Annotated in this window: 14 protein-coding genes; all 14 read right to left on the bottom strand. The window is 66.8% G+C overall.

Features of this window, described 5'->3' with window-relative positions; translation table 11 throughout:
* Positions 1 to 13: 13 nt before the first annotated feature.
* On the bottom strand, positions 14 to 2,434 hold the full coding sequence (locus EXE63_RS24175; protein WP_168144021.1) for a CaiB/BaiF CoA transferase family protein: 2,421 nt from the start codon (positions 2,432 to 2,434) through the stop codon (positions 14 to 16).
* Positions 2,435 to 2,436: 2 nt separating this feature from the next.
* Positions 2,437 to 3,396 carry an enoyl-CoA hydratase/isomerase family protein gene (locus tag EXE63_RS24170; protein WP_105366421.1) on the bottom strand — a complete coding sequence of 320 codons (960 nt, stop codon included), beginning with the start codon at positions 3,394 to 3,396 and terminating at the stop codon, positions 2,437 to 2,439.
* Between the two features lie 34 nt (positions 3,397 to 3,430).
* The gene (locus EXE63_RS24165; RefSeq protein ID WP_168144020.1) at positions 3,431 to 4,567 is read right to left on the bottom strand and encodes a M24 family metallopeptidase; all 1,137 of its coding nucleotides are present in this window, start codon (positions 4,565 to 4,567) and stop codon (positions 3,431 to 3,433) included.
* Positions 4,557 to 5,825: a M24 family metallopeptidase gene (locus tag EXE63_RS24160; protein WP_168144019.1), complete on the bottom strand. Its 1,269-nt coding sequence runs from the start codon at positions 5,823 to 5,825 to the stop codon at positions 4,557 to 4,559. Before EXE63_RS24160 ends, EXE63_RS24165 begins: the two co-directional genes overlap by 11 nt.
* Complete coding sequence (locus EXE63_RS24155) at positions 5,822 to 7,009, bottom strand: amidohydrolase family protein (RefSeq protein ID WP_168144018.1); 1,188 nt, start codon at positions 7,007 to 7,009, stop codon at positions 5,822 to 5,824. The genes EXE63_RS24160 and EXE63_RS24155 overlap by 4 nt, the downstream gene beginning before the upstream one ends.
* 42 nt (positions 7,010 to 7,051) lie before the next feature.
* Positions 7,052 to 8,269, bottom strand: a complete 1,218-nt coding sequence (locus EXE63_RS24150; protein WP_168144017.1) for a cytochrome P450 — start codon at positions 8,267 to 8,269, stop codon at positions 7,052 to 7,054.
* A 6-nt stretch (positions 8,270 to 8,275) separates the two neighbouring features.
* The gene (locus tag EXE63_RS24145; protein WP_168144016.1) at positions 8,276 to 8,470 is read right to left on the bottom strand and encodes a ferredoxin; all 195 of its coding nucleotides are present in this window, start codon (positions 8,468 to 8,470) and stop codon (positions 8,276 to 8,278) included.
* Positions 8,467 to 9,135 carry a TetR/AcrR family transcriptional regulator gene (locus EXE63_RS24140; protein WP_234904253.1) on the bottom strand — a complete coding sequence of 223 codons (669 nt, stop codon included), beginning with the start codon at positions 9,133 to 9,135 and terminating at the stop codon, positions 8,467 to 8,469. Before EXE63_RS24140 ends, EXE63_RS24145 begins: the two co-directional genes overlap by 4 nt.
* 80 nt (positions 9,136 to 9,215) lie before the next feature.
* The gene (locus tag EXE63_RS24135) at positions 9,216 to 10,022 is read right to left on the bottom strand and encodes an SDR family NAD(P)-dependent oxidoreductase (RefSeq protein ID WP_168144015.1); all 807 of its coding nucleotides are present in this window, start codon (positions 10,020 to 10,022) and stop codon (positions 9,216 to 9,218) included.
* Positions 10,019 to 10,843 carry an alpha/beta fold hydrolase gene (locus tag EXE63_RS24130; protein ID WP_168144014.1) on the bottom strand — a complete coding sequence of 275 codons (825 nt, stop codon included), beginning with the start codon at positions 10,841 to 10,843 and terminating at the stop codon, positions 10,019 to 10,021. The genes EXE63_RS24135 and EXE63_RS24130 overlap by 4 nt, the downstream gene beginning before the upstream one ends.
* Positions 10,840 to 11,826: a cyclase family protein gene (locus tag EXE63_RS24125; RefSeq protein WP_209999940.1), complete on the bottom strand. Its 987-nt coding sequence runs from the start codon at positions 11,824 to 11,826 to the stop codon at positions 10,840 to 10,842. Before EXE63_RS24125 ends, EXE63_RS24130 begins: the two co-directional genes overlap by 4 nt.
* Before the next feature lie 8 nt (positions 11,827 to 11,834).
* A complete protein-coding gene (locus tag EXE63_RS24120; protein WP_276007787.1) occupies positions 11,835 to 12,644 on the bottom strand; it encodes a coniferyl-alcohol dehydrogenase in 810 nt (269 codons plus the stop codon).
* Positions 12,645 to 12,646: 2 nt separating this feature from the next.
* On the bottom strand, positions 12,647 to 13,957 hold the full coding sequence (locus EXE63_RS24115) for an LLM class flavin-dependent oxidoreductase (RefSeq protein WP_168144013.1): 1,311 nt from the start codon (positions 13,955 to 13,957) through the stop codon (positions 12,647 to 12,649).
* The gene (locus EXE63_RS24110; RefSeq protein ID WP_234904636.1) at positions 13,954 to 15,612 is read right to left on the bottom strand and encodes an FAD-binding protein; all 1,659 of its coding nucleotides are present in this window, start codon (positions 15,610 to 15,612) and stop codon (positions 13,954 to 13,956) included. The genes EXE63_RS24115 and EXE63_RS24110 overlap by 4 nt, the downstream gene beginning before the upstream one ends.
* Positions 15,613 to 15,633 lie beyond the last annotated feature (21 nt).

Below are 15,633 nucleotides of genomic sequence, written 5' to 3'. Positions count from 1 at the left end.
CCGGCTCAGGGCACTAGCGGACTGCCTTCCTCCGACCGCCGACACCGGGTTCGGTGCCGATCACGCCCTGCTCCTCCAGCAAATCGATCTCGGCGCCGGTCAGGCCGAGCTGGGTGAGCAGTTCATGGTTGTGCTCGCCGAGCAGCGGTGCCGGTTCCCGATGAAAGACGTCCGGGCCACGGGACACCGATACCGGCAGCGTGCTGTGCGGCGCGGCGATGTTCACCGGATGCCCGACGTGCTCGAAGAACCGCCGATGCCGCAGTTGGGCCAGTTCGGTCTGCCGGTGCGGCTGCATCACCTTGGCCACCGGAACACCGGCCGGCCAGAGTGTTTCGACGATCTCGTCGGCTGCCCGGGGCTCGCACCAGGCGCCCAGCTCCTCGTCGATCCGGTCGTGGTGTGCGCGGCGGCCGGCTGCGGTCGACAACTCGTCGGCCATCGCCCAGGCCGGTCTGCCCAGCGCGTCGCGCAGCGCCGCCCACTGCGCGTCGGTCTCGACCGCGACGGCCACCCAGCTGTCGGCACGACCGAATTCGTCGATATCGGCGCTGCGGTACAGATTCTGCGGCGCGGCCGCCGGGCCGCGGTTTCCGGCGCGCTGCAGCAGCGCGCCGTAGGCGGAATGTTCGATCACCTGCTCGGCGGCGATGTTGAGCGCCGCGTCCACCATGGCCGCCTCGACCAGCACCGCCTCGCCGGTCCGGCGGCGATGCTCAAGCGCCAGCAACAGCGCATTCAGCGCGTGCACACCGGCATTCGGGTCACCGACAGAATAGGGCTCGAACGGGGTGCGGTCGGGGTAGCCGGTGAGCCAGCTCAGACCGGACGCGTCCTCGATGATGTAGGCGAACGCCGGGTTGTCGCGCCACGGGCCGTCCAGCCCGAATCCGGGCATCCGCACCATGATCACACCGTCGCGCAGGGTGCGCACCGTCTCGAAGTCCAGCCCGATCTGATCGATCACCCGCGGGGTGAAATTCTCCACCACCACATCGCAGGTGGCGATCAGCCGACGCAGCAGATCACGGCCCTCCTCGGTCTGGAAGTCGAGGGTCAGGCCCTTCTTGTTGGTGTTGAGTGCCGAGAAGATCGGCGACCGTTCCCACCACTGTTCCTCGGTAGCCGGGATACCCGCGATCAGGCGGGTCCCGTCCGGGCGCGCGGTGGACTCCAGGTGGATGACCTCGGCTCCGAGCATGCCGAGCACATGCGTGCACGACGGTCCCGCCCAGAAGGTGGTCATGTCCAGGATGCGGAGACCGCTCAACGGCAACCGGTTCCGGTCCAGTTCGCCGTCCGGACCGGGCCGCGGCGGCAGGTCCAGGGCGGCCACCTCATCGGTGTGCTGACCCAGTTCGGGCGACGTCGCCGGCGGGCGCAGCTGAACACCGCCGAGCCGGTACGGATGGGCGGGCTGCATGAACTGCCCGCCCGGGTGCTCGACGAAGGCACCGCGCTGCGCGAAATGGTCCATGGCGGCGACGTTCGCACCGTTGCCCACCGGCGCATTGGGGATGCGGAATGCCGTGGCCAGATCCCGGAGATCGTCGGCGTTCTGTTCGCGCACCCAGGCGTAGAGCTCCTCGGCGTGCAGATTGGCTTGCTCGGTGATGGTCAGGGTGGTGTTCTCGTCGATCCACTCATCGTGGCCGGACATGGCGCACAGATCGTGCCATTGCTGGGCGGTGCCGCAACCGAGGGCGACCAGTCCGTCCGCGGCCTCGGCGACACCCGGCACGGTGGGCCGCCGCTCGGTGCGCCACGGGTGACCGAGCATCTCGAAGTAGGTCACCGGATAGTAGGTGAGGCACAGGATCTGCGCCTCCAGCGCGGACACGTCGATCAGCTCTCCGTACCCGTCTCGCAGGGCACGGACCCGGAACGCCTGCGTCATCGCCGCGGCGTAGGCGCCGGTCACCCACTCCCCCGGCCGACCACCGACGTGTGCGGGAGCTCGGTCCTGGGATCCGCGCCCAATGCCGATGGCCCCGCCGGACCAGGCCTGCAGGGTGAACTCGGTGGCCGGCCGGTCGTGCCAGGGTCCGTCCAGACCGAACGGTGTGATCGCGGTGATGACCAGATGCGGATGGCGCCGGTGCAGCTCCCGCGGTGAGATCAGCTCGGCGACAGCAGATTCCGGCGACCACACGACCGCATCGGCGGCGGCCAGCAACCGGTCGAGCAGGGAGGTGCCGGCTGCCGGGTCGATCACCACACTCCGCTTGGCCCCGGCCAGGAACTTGAACAGCGCACCGCTGTCCCCGGCGGCGATGGCGGCGCCCGATGCCGACCAGCGCCGCAGCGGGTCGCCCTCCGGTGCCTCCACCTTGATGACCTCGGCGCCGCCGTCGGCCAGGAGTCTGGTGCAGTAAGCACCGGCGATACCTGTGGACAGGTCGATGACGGTGTAGCCGGAAAGTGGTGCGCTCATGTCTATTCGGGCTTGCTCCGGTTCTTCTTGGACAGCCGGAAGTCCGGTGGGAACTTGCTGTCGTTGTCGTTGACGGCGGCCGACAACCCGGAGTCGATCGACTCGAACATGTCGAGGTCGTCATCGCTGTCGTTGGCCACGCCGTTGCCCATCGACTCGAAGAAGGCGCTCAGCAGGCTGCCCATGTACTCGCCCTGGTGCTGCTTGAAGATCTCGAAGAACATCTTCTGCTGGAACACCGTGTCCACCGGCCGGTTCCGGGTACAGGCCTGGGCATACTTCTGCGTCTCGGCTTCCAGCTGATCGCGGGCCACCACCTTGTTCAGGAAGTTGCAGTCATACATCTCCGCGGCGGTGAACGGACGGCCGGTGAACACCATCTCCTGGAACTTGCGCAAGCCCATCATCTGCACCCAGGTCCACATCCGCGGACCCCAGCCGTGATAGCGGAAGGACGGGTGACCGAACAGTGCGTCGTCGCTGGAGATCACCAGATCGGCGTCGGCGCACTGGTAGAAGTGCCAGCCGTAACAGTAGCCCTTGGCCTCGACGATGCTGATTTTCTTGAAATCCTGCAGCGCACGGTTTCCGGCCTGCGAGTTGGCGTACCACGAGCTGATGGTCGCCCCGTTGCGGAACGTCCCCTTGGGCGGGTAGGTCACCTCGCCGACGCCGTCATCCTCCAGCCGCAGTTCGGCCAGCCGGGCCGCCGGATTGTCGTTGCCCTCCATGAATTCCGGCAGATCCGCACCGCTGCCGAGGTTGTCGCCCACACCGCGGATGATCACCACCTTCACATCGTTGTCGGTGTTGGCCGCTCGCAGGATGTCGGCGTAGCGCAGCCGGGCCATCGACGTCGGCGCGTTGAGGAACTCCGGCCGGTCGAACGTGATGGTCGCGATCTTGGTCTTCGGGTCCTTCTCGTAGCGGATGATCTCTTCGGGGGACGGACGATCCGCCATCAGCGGGCTCCTCTGCGGCAGTGATGGATGGGGTTCAACTCAGGGCCGGTACGCCGGCACCGGACGGGGCACGGGTCAGCACATGCGGACCGTCGGCGCCGATGAGGACGGCGTCGCGGGTGAACACGGCACCCACGCCCTCCTCCCAGACGTATGCGGTCAGCGCGAGGACCATGCCCTCCTCCAGCACCTCGCGTTCGGCGGTGGCCCGCAGGTGGGGGGTCACGACAGGAGGGTCGAACCCCAGCCCGAGTCCGTGCGCCACCGGCATGGCCGGCAGCCGCTCACCGGCCCGTTCGTAGGCGGCCAACAACGCGCTGGTCGTGTTCCCGATCCGGCATGCATCGAGCAGGCTGTGCCACAGTGCGTCTCGGCGCCGGTACAGCGAGCGCACCGCGTCGGTCGGTTCGCCGGCGTAGTAGGTGCGGGCCAGCTCACCGACGTACCCGTCGGCGAGCACCCCGGCGGACAACGCCACCAGGTCACCCTCGCGCACCCGGCCGTCAACTCGGTCGCGCCGCCACGGGTGCCCCTTCGACGTCACCCACGCGGCATCTTGGGTTGCCGGTGTGCTGACCCCTCCGGCGGCCTCGCCCTCGAGGATCACACCGGCCAGGTGCTGTTCGGTCGTCCCCGGGTTCAGTTCGGCCGCCCCTTTGGCCAGCCCTTGCTCGGCCACGCTCAGGGCGCGGCGCAGGGCGGTGACCTCCTCGGGGGTCTTGACCCGCCGGGCGGCCCGCATGGCCGGCTCCGCGTCGACCAGTTCGGCATTCGGGAACACCATCGGCAGCAGCTTGGCGAACATCGGTGTCAGCGCGTCGGTTCCGACCCGCCGCGCGGTGTCGGCACCCTTCATCTTCTGCATGATGCCGACCAGAGTCATCGGGTTCCACGCGAAGCCGTACAGATTCTCGTGCGGGATCTCCTCGGGGATCCCCTCGTCCCAGGTGCTGTTCAGGTGGATCTCACCGGTCTCGCGGACGTAGGAGCAGATCGGCCCGAACGGCCTGGTTCCGACCACCCACAACTGTGGCGCACCGGAGATGTAGCGCACATTGGCCTGCCGTCCCAGCACCAGGATGTCGAGGTCGTGGACCTCCATCTGCGCGATGGCACGCTCTCTTCGGCTGACCCGCAGCGCCCGGCCGTCGGCCTCGATCTCAGTTCCCACCGGACACCTCAAAGGGGTCGTAGGGATAGGAGGTCAGCGGCATCCAGCCGTCCTCGGTGACCACCACGATCTCCTCGCCGCGGTAACCGCCGGTGCCGTCCTCCCACACCACTGGTTCGAACACCAGCAACATGCCGGCCGGGAACACAAAGTCGTCATCCCACTGCTGGCCCAGATCGGTTCCGATCATCGGCATCTCGGCGGCGCTGGTGCCGATGCCGTGGCCCAGATAGAAGTGCGGCAGCCACGGTTTCTGGCCGCCGGCAGCCTCGGTTGCCGCACGCCCGAGGTCACCACAGCTGGCGCCGGCCCTGGTCACCGACAGCACCGCATCGACGATCTGGCGCCACTTGTCGAACTGCTGCTGCTGGCGCGGGGTGGGATCCTGTCCGACGATCCAGGTGCGCCCGTGATCGGAGCAGTAGCCGTGGTAGGCGATGGACACGTCGGTCCACAGCACATCGCCGCGGGCGACCTGACGTTCGGTGGTCAGCAGCGGGAGCGCCAAATCACCGGTGGTCGTCCAGGTGCCTTCGGCCTTCGAGGCCGGCATCACCTGCCAGATCGAGTCGAACATGTTGGTGGTCGCACCGAGCTCGAAAGTACGGCGGACGAATTCGGCAGACAGATCGATCTGGCGGACCCCGGGCGTCAGCGACTTCTGGATCTCGGAGACGGCCTGCTCGGTGATCTGCGTCGCCCGGCGCAGGCAGGATATCTGGTCGACGGTCTTGACCAGTTTGGCCGCGCCGACGACCGGAGCGGCATCGACCGGGGGCTGGGGGAACAGCCGGTTGCCGGCCCTGCGCATCGAACCGGTCAGCTCATCGACACCGATGGTGGCACCGGCGGGCACCAGCCCGGCCAGGATGCCGGCGAACTGGTCGACGCCTTCGTCGAATTCGAGGTACATCGGGCCGTTCAGGTGGTCCTCGGGCAACTCGGATTCATCCACTGCCCCTTCGCGGAACGGCAGGAACAGGTGCGGGTATTCGTCATCGGCCACCACGATCGCGACAGGACGCTCGATGTGGGACAACCCGGCGTCGGCCAGCGGCCAGCTGATGCCGGTGGCGTACATGACGTTGCTGTTGCCGAGCAGCACCAGGGCGTCGACGCCGTGGTCGGCCATCGCGGCATGCAGGCGGATGCTTGTCTCGCGGCGCATCCGGGTGAGGTCGGGCTCGTCGGGAATGTCGAGCCAGCTCAACCCGGTCCGCGCGATCTGGGTCACGCCGGAACGAGTCGAGGTGGTCATGCCGGCAACAGCCCCAGAAACTTCTGGATATTGGTCGAGACGATCTTGGTGGCGTTCTCCGGGCCGACCGCGTCGACGACGGTGGCCAGCGACTTCTCGGAGTATCCGAATGTGGACTCGTTGTGCGGGTAGTCGCTGGACCACATCACATTGTCCACGCCGATATCGTCGATCAACCGCAGGCCGAGCGGGTCGACCATGAACGAGGCACTCATATGGTTGTCCCAGTAGTGCCGGATCTCATGCTGCAGTTCGTGATTGAACATGTGCCGGTAGGACGCCAGCATGTGTTCGCCGTCCTGCAGCGCGGTCGGCACCCAGGCGATACCGCCCTCGAACCAGCCGATCTTGAGTTTCGGATGGCGGTCCAGGATGCCGGAGAACAGGTACTTGGCGAACTGCTCGCGGAACGAGTCGACGTTGACCATCATGCCGACGACGACGCTGTTGTTCTCGCACGGCGTCTTGGGCGGCGTCTCGCCGATATGGTGGCTGACGGGAAGGCCGGCGTCCTCGATCTCGTCCCACACCGCGTCCAGCGCGGCGCCCCCGTAGTCGTAGATGTTGCCGTCGTCATCCTTGCCGGGGTTCAGCGGAAGCAGGAATGTCTTGAGCCCCAACGCCTTCAATTCGGCAAGCGTGCTGCGGGTGCCCTTGGGGTCCCACCAGTTGATCAGTCCGACACCGTAGAAGTGCCCGTTGGAGCGCTCCTGCAGGTCGGCGATGTGCTCGTTGTAGATCCGGAACACCCGCTCGCGCAGCGACTTGTCGGGGTAATGGAAAAGGGCCAGCACGGCGTTCGGGAACGCGAGCTCCTTGTCGATGCCGTCTTCCTTGAGTTCGCGGATGCGGGCCTCGATGTTGTTCGATGCCGCGCCGGCGAGATCGTCGTACTGCATGAGGACCCGGCCGAAATCGCCGCCGGTCCAGGCCTTGCCCTTCATGCCGACCATATAGGCGCCGTCCTCGTACCAGATGCGCGGCGCGGCACCCTTGAGCTCCTCGGGGAAGCGTTCGTAGAAGATGTCGTCGGCGACCGAGATGTGGTTGTCGGCCGAGAAGATCTCGGTGCCTTCGGGAAGCCCCGCGAGGCCGTCCTTTGCCGCATGGCCGCGCCGATCCTTGGGGGCGCCGAAACCTTGGGGTGGGTAGAGACTTGGCGATTTTGGTGCGGCGGTTGTCATTTCGGTCTCCAATTGGGCTGTTGGAATGGAGTTTCGGTGCGCTTACCAGCTCACCGGAAGTTCGTAGACGCCGTAGGCGAGGCGGTCGTGCTTGAAGGGCACCTGATCGAAGGGAATCGCCAGGCGCATGGTGGGGATGCGGCGCAGCAGGGTGTGGAAGACGATCTGCAGTTCGGCGCGCGCGAGCTGCTGGCCGACACACTGGTGCCGTCCGTAGCCGAAGCCGAGTTGTTGTCCGGCGTCGCGGCGCAGGTCGAGCTTGTCGGGTTCCGGGTAGGTCTTGGCATCCCAGTTGGCCGGGGCCAGGTCGATGATGACGCCTTCGCCCGCCCTGATGGTCTCGCCGCTGATCTCGATATCCTCGATGGCGACGCGGCGCTGGCCGTTCTGGATGATCGACAGGTAGCGCATCAACTCCTCGGTGGCGTTGGCGATGACCTTGGGGTCTTCGGCGCTGCGTAGGAAGTCGGCCTGTTCGGGATTCTCCAGCAGCGCCAGCACACCGATGCCGATCACGTTGGCGGTGGTCTCATGTCCGGCGATCAGCAGGCCGGTGCCAAGCTGGGCGGCCTCCTTGACGCTGATCTCGCCGGCATTCACCCGTTCGGCCAGATCGGAGACCGCGTCTTCGGCGGGATCGGCCTGCTTCTTCTCGATCAGGTTGATCAGGTACTGGTGCAGGCTCATCGCGCCCTTTTGCATGGCGTCGGCCGCAGCGTAGCGGGCCAGCCCGGCATTGGCGTGCTCCTGGAAGAACTCGTGGTCTTCGTAGGGGACACCGAGCATCTCGCTGATCACGACCGTCGGGACCGGCAGCGCCAGCTTGTCGACGATATCGGCGGGCTGGGGTCCGGCCAGGATCTCGTCGATGCACTCATCGGTGATCTTCTGGATGACCGGGCGCAGCCCCTCGACGCGCCGGAAGGTGAATGGTTTGGACAGCATCCGCCGGAAGCGGGTGTGCTCCTCGGCATCGGCGGTGAACACCGAACGCGGCCGCTTGTCGACCGTGGAGAGCATGTGCTCGTTCCAGTGCGGGAAGCCTTCCCGCCGGTCGTCGACACTGATCCGCGCATCCGAGAAGAGCGCGCGGGCCTCTTCGTGCCCGGTGATCAGCCACGGGGTGTCACCGTTCCAGATGCGCACCCGGGACAGCCCTTTGGCATTGCCGAGCATCTGTCGCGGCGGCGCGAAGGGGCAGGATGCCTCCCGCTCCATCGGGTATTCCGGGATGTCGGTCTCGGTCAGCGTTTCAGACATGGGTCCTCAGTCGTCGATGTGGATGGCTAGGGCTGGGCAGGCCGCCGCGGCGGCGCGGGCATTCTCGTAATGGTCCGGCCCGGGTTCGGGGTCGAGCAATTCCACGACACCGTCCTCGTCGCGCTGGTCGAACACGTCCATCGCGTTCAGCACGCACTGCCCCGATGACACGCATTTGTCTTGATCCACGGTCACTTTCACGCGGACTCCCCCGTCACCGGAGCCAGCCAGAGGCCGACGATCGCGTCGATCAGCGCGCAGCCGGCAGCACTCCAGGATCGGCCTGCGGCGACCGAACCTGAGGTCAGAGCCCGTTCACGGTCGGCGCAGCTGTGCATCAACAGGTTTCGGGCCATGATGTTGCGTTCGTACCGCACCACGACGGGCAGATCGGGAAGGCACCGGTTGATACCGTCGATCACCTGCACCAGCGAGGCCGAACTCAGGGCGTCCTTCACCACGATCCCGTGATACGCCGGGTCGGTCATGGCTTGCGCGGCGAACCGTGCGTACCAGGTCGGGTTGCCGAGTTCCTCGAGGTGGTCGGTCAACGGACGGACAAGGCACGCCACCCAGCCGCGCAGGTCGGTGTGCTCGTCGGTATCGGCGACGAGGCGCTGGCGGAGTTCCTCGATCGGCTCGCGGTGGCGCTGTTCGATGGCGCGGACCAGGTCGGTCTTGGTGCCGAAGTGGTAGCCCACGGCGGCGTTGTTCCCTTGTCCGGCAGCCTCACTGACCTGGCGGTTGGACACGGCGAAGACGCCGTGTTCGGCATAGAGCCGTTCGGCTGCGGTGAGGATGGCCTCGCGGGTGATGCTCGCCCGGTCGGTGCGCAGGGGTCTGGCCGCGGTCACCGTTACAGTCAACGCCCCTCCTGTAATTAAGTCAAGCGATTGATTTAAAGTGCCGACCGGCGGTGCGCTCGGCGGCTGCCCCAGCGGTGCAGCTAGCCCTTCTCCTTGCGGACGAGCACCTTCCCGGCCACCGTTCCGCCGTCGATCGGCAGAATCGTGCCGGTGACGTAGCGCGACTTGTCGGTGGCGAAGTACAGCGCCGCCTCGGCGACGTCGTCGACGGTGCCCTCGCGTTTGAGTGGCCGGTCATTGCGCATCTGGGCGCGGATCTTGGCCTCGAACTCCTCGAGGTGCTCACGGTCCTCACCCGCGGCGCTCTTGCGCACGATCGCGGTCCGGATGTTGCCCGGCGCGATGGCGTTCACCCGGATCTCGTGGTGCGCCAATTCGATGGCCACCGACTTGGTGAACTGGATGACGGCGGCCTTCGACGCACGGTAGGTCTGCACCCCCCCGCCGGCCTGGATGCCGCCGATGGAGGTGAGGTTGATGATCGATCCGCCGCCGTTCTCGGCCATCTGGCGGGCGGCATCCCGGGTGCCCGCCATCACCGCGCGCAGGTTGATCCGCATGACGGCGTCGAAGTCGGCGAGGTCGTCGTCCAGGAACCGGCGGTGCATGGTGCCCGAGATACCGGCGTTGTTGACCATCACGTGCAGGCCGCCGAACTCCCCGACGGCGGTGTCCACCAGTGCGGCGATCTGGCTCATATCGGTGACATCGGTGGCGAGAAAGAGCGTGGCCGAGCCCAACTCGTCGGCCACCGCCTTGCCGCGCGCCTTGTCGACGTCACCGAAGACGACCCGTGCGCCCTCCGCGGCGAATCGGCGCACTAGGCCCTCGCCGAGCCCGGAGGCTCCCCCGGTGATGACGGCGACCTTGCCGGCCAGTTCGCTCATGACACGCCTTTCAGAAACTCCAGCAGCAGCCCGTTCACGGTGTCGGGTGCCTCGATGTGGGGACAGTGACCGGCGTCCGGCACCACCGCCGACCGCCCGTCCGGAATCTGGCCGGCGATCACGGCCGCCCAGCCGGCGGGCAGCAATTTGTCGGCCGCACCTTCGATGACCAGCACCGGCACCGAGATGCGGCCATAGGGTCGCACGCTGGACGGGGCCGGCGGGGACTCCAGACCGGGGCGGCGAAATCGTGCTGCCGCCAACGATTCCCAGGCGCCCGGCGCGATACTGGACTCGTAGCGGCGCCGCACATAGGCGTCATCGCCCGGATACGCCGGGTCGGCGAACAACGCCGTCACAATGGCGCGCATCGCCTCGAACGTCGCATCGTAGTCATAGAGCGCACCCACATGCTCGTTGCGCTGGATGTCCCCGCCTCCGCAGATCGCGGTCAGCGAGCGCACCGGCAACACCGGCTGCTCCGATGTGGCGTCGACGAGCAGATTGATCGCACCCATCGAGTTACCGACGAAGTGGGCCGAGCTCACCCCGAGGACCTCGCAGAATCGGGCGATATGCCGGATCCGCACACCGCGCCCGTCGGTGAAATCGATGACCTTGGCTGACTCGCCGAAGCCCAGCATGTCCGGTGCCAGCACGCGGTACTGCTGCGCGAGCGCATCGATGGTGTTCTCCCAGGCGATCTCGGCGCTGCCGCCGAATTCACCGCCGTGCAGCAGCACCACCGGTTCACCGGTGCCGGCCTCCAGATAACTGGTCTTCAGGGAGTCGACGGAGATGGTCTTGCGGTCGAAGCTCATTTGATCGCGATCGGGCTGACGGGAGCACCGACGGCACCGACGACCTTCAACGGCGGTGCGATCAGCTGGAACTCGTACACACCGTCGACCGCGCAGTCGGCGGCCAGACCACCCAGATCCCAGTACTCGCCGAACATCAGACCCATATCGCGCAGGCACAGCATGTGCATCGGCAGGAACGTGCCCTCGACACCGTTGGCGGGGTCGGGATCCTCCACCATCAGGTTGTCGGCGGCCACCGCGGCGACGTCGTGGTCGTGCAACCAGGACGCGCAGGTCCAGTCCAGACCGGAGCCGGCCTCGTGCCCGTCACCGGTGGACAGGAACCGCGTCCACCAACCGGTGTGGACGACGACGATGTCACCGCTGCGGATCTCGACACCCTGCTTGGCGGCGATATCGTCGAGTTCGGCCGGGGTGATCGGGGTGCCGGGCTCGCAGAAGACGTCGGCGCCCCGGTGGGCCACCACATCCAGCAGCACTCCGCGCGAGGTGATGCCCTTGACGTCCACCTTGTCGATACCGCAGTGATAGGCGCCGAAACTGGTCACCGAGTCCGCCGGGAATCCGTTGTACAGCTTGTCCTCGTAGTAGACGTGCGACAGCGCGTCCCATTGGGTGGCCGCCTGCAGCGACATGGTGATCATGTCGTCGTTGAACCGGAAAGGGTTGTCGACGAAGAAGGAACTGAGCTCCTGGGCGACTGAATTGCGGGCCCATTCGGGCGCGTACTTGACCAGCGTCTCGGCGTCGCCGCCGTCCACCGTCATGACGTGGATCGGGTTGAACCGGAACTTGAACGCGCCCTGGGGCCCGTTGGCGCCGAAGTCACCGCCCAGCGAGATGACGGTGCCCTTCTTCACGGTCGCCGCGGCCTCGGCCACCTTGTCGGCGGTGATGAGGTTCAGCGTGCCGAGTTCGTCATCATCACCCCAGCGGCCCCAATTGCGCACATCGTCGGCGACGCGGCGAAAATCCTTCATGGTGGCCACTATTCAGATACCTCCAGTGTCGCGGCGATCCTACCGGCGATGCTGCCGCCATCCACCCAGATCACCTGTCCCGATATGTAACTGGCCGCCGGGCTGTTCAGGAACGCCAGTACCGACGCCTGCTCGTCGGGCCCGCAGACATGGCCGAGCAGGGTGGGGAACGCGTCGAGATAGTTCTCGCCGTACGCCGATCGCAATTGATCGAGGATCGGCGTCTCGGTAACCCCCGGTCCGGTGCAGTTGATCCGGATGCCGCGAGCACCCAGGTCCAGTGCGCGGGTCATGCCGTAGAGGATGATCGCTTCCTTGGACAATCGGTAACCGCCGTCGGCGAGCGCCGCCGGGTTCGCCGCGCACCAGGAAATGCCCTCGGCCATGGAGGTTGTCGCGAGCAGTCCGGCCGTGACAGCGGTGTTGGCCAGATAATTGGCCGCCGCCAGCGAGGACACGTTGGCGATCGACGAGCCGCGCGGCATCTTCGGCACCAGCGCCTCGGTGAGATGCCGCATACCGAGGAAGTTGATGGTCACCACCAACAGCGGCTTGCCGATCCCGGAGGACACCCCGGCCACGTTGAACAACGCGTCGACCGGTCCCTCGATGGCGGCGGCCGCGGCATCGATCGACGCGGTGTCGGCGAAGTCCACCTCGATGAACTCCACAGGCCCGGCCTGCGGACTGCGCAGATCGAGTCCGGTGACGTGCGCCCCGAGATCGGCCAGTTGACTGGCGAGATGCGCGCCGATACCCGATGCGCATCCCGTCACCACTACCCGGCGCCCGTCATAGCGCCAGCGGTCGTCAACCATGCTTATTTGGCGGCCTCGCGCTGATCCTTCTCCAGCTGCGCGGCCTTGACCCGGCCCTCATTGATCTCGGCCATCGCCTCGGGGATCTCGCCGGCGGTGAACTTCCCGCCCCGCCCGGTGGGCAGGCCACCGAAGGAGTACGTCTCGTCGAACAGCGGGGCGCTCGACGGCTGACGTCGGGCCTCGACCTTCTCGATCACCGGAGCCAGCCGCTTGGCCTTGTCCGCCACTGCCTTTGCGTCGCGCTCGATGAACTCCGGCAGGATCTCTCTGCCCATGATGTCGATGGACTCCATGGTGCCCTCATGGCTGCGCGGGTTGAGCAGCAGGATGATCTCGTCGACGCCGCTGGCCTCATAGCCTCGCAGGAACTCGCGCACGGTGTCCGGCGATCCGATGGCGCCGCGGCCCGGCCCGTAGGCCAGCGTCGGGTCCTCCTTGACCGCCTCCTGGTAGAGGTCCCACACGCCGGTGCGGCCGGGGGTGTGCATGCCGGTCAGGTAGTAGTGCATGATCCCGAACGAGAAGAAGCCACCACCGGTGCCGAGGCGTTTGAGGGCTTCTTCTTCGGTCTTGGCCACCATCATCGACAGGTCGCCGCCGATGGCCAGGATGTTGGGGTTGATGGCCGGTGTCACCGGCGCCCCCTCCTCCTCGAACGTCTTGTAGTAGCCGTCGACCCGGTCCTTGAGCGCCTCGGGTCCGGTGTAGGCGAAACTCAGTGCGCCGATGGCCTTCTGAGCGGCCATCTGCACCGAGGACGGTCGGGTGCAGGCAACCCAGACCGGTGGGTGCGGACTCTGCAGCGGTTTGGGGATGACGTTGCGGGCCGGCATCTCGACGTGCTCACCCTTGAAGCCGCTGAACGGCGCCTCGGTCATGCAACGGATGGAGACCTCCAGGGCCTCCTCCCACATGGTGCGCTTGTCGGCGGGATCGATGTCGAAGCCGCCGAGTTCGGCGACCGAGGAACCCTCACCGGTGCCGAACTCGACGCGGCCGTTGGACAGGTGGTCCAGGGTGGCCACCCGTTCGGCGATACGTGCGGGATGGTTGATCGGCGGCGGCAGGTGCATCACGCCGAAGCCGAGCCGGATGTCCTTGGTGCGCTGGCTCGCCGCGGCCAGGAACATCTCCGGCGCGGTGGAGTGACAGTACTCCTCCAGGAAGTGGTGTTCGGTGAGCCAGACCGTGGAGAACCCCGCCTTGTCGGCTGCCTCGACCTCGTCCAGACCGTGCTGGAACAGCTGGTGCTCGTCGTCCTCGGACCACGGCCGCGGCAGCGGGAATTCGTAGAACAGCGAGATCTTCATGCGGTTACCTCTCTATTGGAGTTCTCAGATATGTGTTGTGCCGCAACGTAGCCGAACGTCATGGCGGGTCCGATGGTGGCGCCTGCACCGGCGTAGCTGCGGCCCATCACCGCGGCCGAGGTGTTGCCGGTGGCATAGAGGCCGGCGATCACGCTGCCGTCCTCGCGCAGCACCCTGGCGTGTTCGTCGGTCAGCAGCCCGCCCGAGGTGCCCAGATCACCGAGGATGATCTGGAAGGCCAGGTACGGCGGCTTGCCCAGGGGTGCGAGATTCGGGTTGGGCAGGGTGGGGTCGCCGTAGTAGTTGTCATAGGCACTGTCGCCGCGGTTGAAGTCGTCGTCGTGCCCTTGGCGCGCGAGATCGTTGAACCGCATTGCCGTGTTGCGCAATTCGGCCGGTGGTACGCCGATCTTGGTGGCCAGTTCCTCGAAACTCCCCGCCGCCGCCACGATGCCCGAGTCCAGCCAGGCCTGCGGGATCTTGCGCCCGGTCGGTACCGGGGCGAAGGGCACCTTCGGGATCGGCAGGTGCCCGCCGACCACGTAGCGGTGGAACGATGCGATATCGGTGACCAGCCAGCAGGGCACATGGTCGATGCCGGACTGCTGTCCCTCGATCATCGCGTGCGCGAAGTCCATGTAGGGCGCGGCCTCGTTGATGAAGCGTTTACCCGCGCCGTTGACGACGAACTGGGCAGGCATCATGCGTTCGTTGAGCATGAACTGCAACCGCCCGTCCGGCCAGCACATCGCGGGGAACCACCATGCCTCGTCCAGCAGTTCGGTGGCGGCACCGACCTTCTCCCCCGCCCGGATACCGTCACCGGTGGCGGCCGGGTTGCCGAAGCTCCAGTCCTTCTCCAGTAGCGGAAGATACCGGCGGCGCCATTCCATATCGTGGTCGAATCCGCCGGTGGCCAGCACCACCCCACCGCGGGCACCGATGCGCAGCGGCTTTCCGTCGCGCTCGACGACGGCGCCGACCACCCGGCCGTCCACGTCGGTGATGAGTTCGGTCATCGGGGACGACAGCCACAGCGGGATGTCGTGCTCCTGCAGCGCCAGGCGCATCCGGGCCATCAGCGACTGGCCGATGGCGGCCATCCGGTCCCCGAACACCCGGGCACGGAACATCCGCCAGATCAGTTTCACCAGGACCGCCTTGCCCCGCCAGTTCTGCCGGACCTGATAGAACAGCCGTAGATCCTTGGGCGCGAACCAGATTCCCTTCGGGGCGAGCGCCAACGGGGCCAGCAGATTCTGCTCTTCGGCGCCGAGCTTGCGCAGGTCGATCTCGGGGACGTTGATGGTGCTGCCCCGCTCGGACCCGCCGGGCAGTTCCGGGTAGTAGTCGGCATAGCCGGGCTTCCAGACGAATTCGAACCAGTCGCTGGAGCGCTCCAGGAAGTCCATCATCTCCGGCGCGGCGTCGACATAGGCGCGCAGCCGCTCGTCGCTGACCAATCCGCCGGTGATGGTCTTGAGGTAGTCGAACACGCCGTCGGGGTCCGGGCGGTAGCCGGCACGGCGCTGTGACGGCGCGCCGGGTACCCAGATGCCGCCGCCGGACAGCGCGGTCGACCCGCCGAACTTCGGCGACTTCTCCACGATCAGGGTGGAGAGTCCGGCCGCATCGGCCTTCAGCGCGGCGGTCATGCCACCGCCGCCTGAGCCGAC

The organism is Mycolicibacterium frederiksbergense, from assembly GCF_012223425.1.
Lineage (GTDB): Bacteria > Actinomycetota > Actinomycetes > Mycobacteriales > Mycobacteriaceae > Mycobacterium > Mycobacterium frederiksbergense.
The sequence above is the reverse complement of the archived record's forward strand: the minus strand, read 5'-3'. Positions and strand labels throughout refer to the sequence as shown.

Excerpts from the sequence above, each read along its gene's own strand:
- EXE63_RS24175 (WP_168144021.1), bottom strand. The coding sequence starts at position 2,434 with ATGAGCGCACCACTTTCCGGCTACACCGTCATCGACCTGTCCACAGGT.
- EXE63_RS24170 (WP_105366421.1), bottom strand. The coding sequence starts at position 3,396 with ATGGCGGATCGTCCGTCCCCCGAAGAGATCATCCGCTACGAGAAGGAC.
- EXE63_RS24160 (WP_168144019.1), bottom strand. The coding sequence starts at position 5,825 with ATGACCACCTCGACTCGTTCCGGCGTGACCCAGATCGCGCGGACCGGG.
- EXE63_RS24155 (WP_168144018.1), bottom strand. The coding sequence starts at position 7,009 with ATGACAACCGCCGCACCAAAATCGCCAAGTCTCTACCCACCCCAAGGT.
- EXE63_RS24150 (WP_168144017.1), bottom strand. The coding sequence starts at position 8,269 with ATGTCTGAAACGCTGACCGAGACCGACATCCCGGAATACCCGATGGAG.
- EXE63_RS24135 (WP_168144015.1), bottom strand. The coding sequence starts at position 10,022 with ATGAGCGAACTGGCCGGCAAGGTCGCCGTCATCACCGGGGGAGCCTCC.
- EXE63_RS24130 (WP_168144014.1), bottom strand. The coding sequence starts at position 10,843 with ATGAGCTTCGACCGCAAGACCATCTCCGTCGACTCCCTGAAGACCAGT.
- EXE63_RS24125 (WP_209999940.1), bottom strand. The coding sequence starts at position 11,826 with ATGAAGGATTTTCGCCGCGTCGCCGACGATGTGCGCAATTGGGGCCGC.
- EXE63_RS24120 (WP_276007787.1), bottom strand. The coding sequence starts at position 12,644 with ATGGTTGACGACCGCTGGCGCTATGACGGGCGCCGGGTAGTGGTGACG.
- EXE63_RS24115 (WP_168144013.1), bottom strand. The coding sequence starts at position 13,957 with ATGAAGATCTCGCTGTTCTACGAATTCCCGCTGCCGCGGCCGTGGTCC.
- EXE63_RS24110 (WP_234904636.1), bottom strand. The coding sequence starts at position 15,612 with ATGACCGCCGCGCTGAAGGCCGATGCGGCCGGACTCTCCACCCTGATC.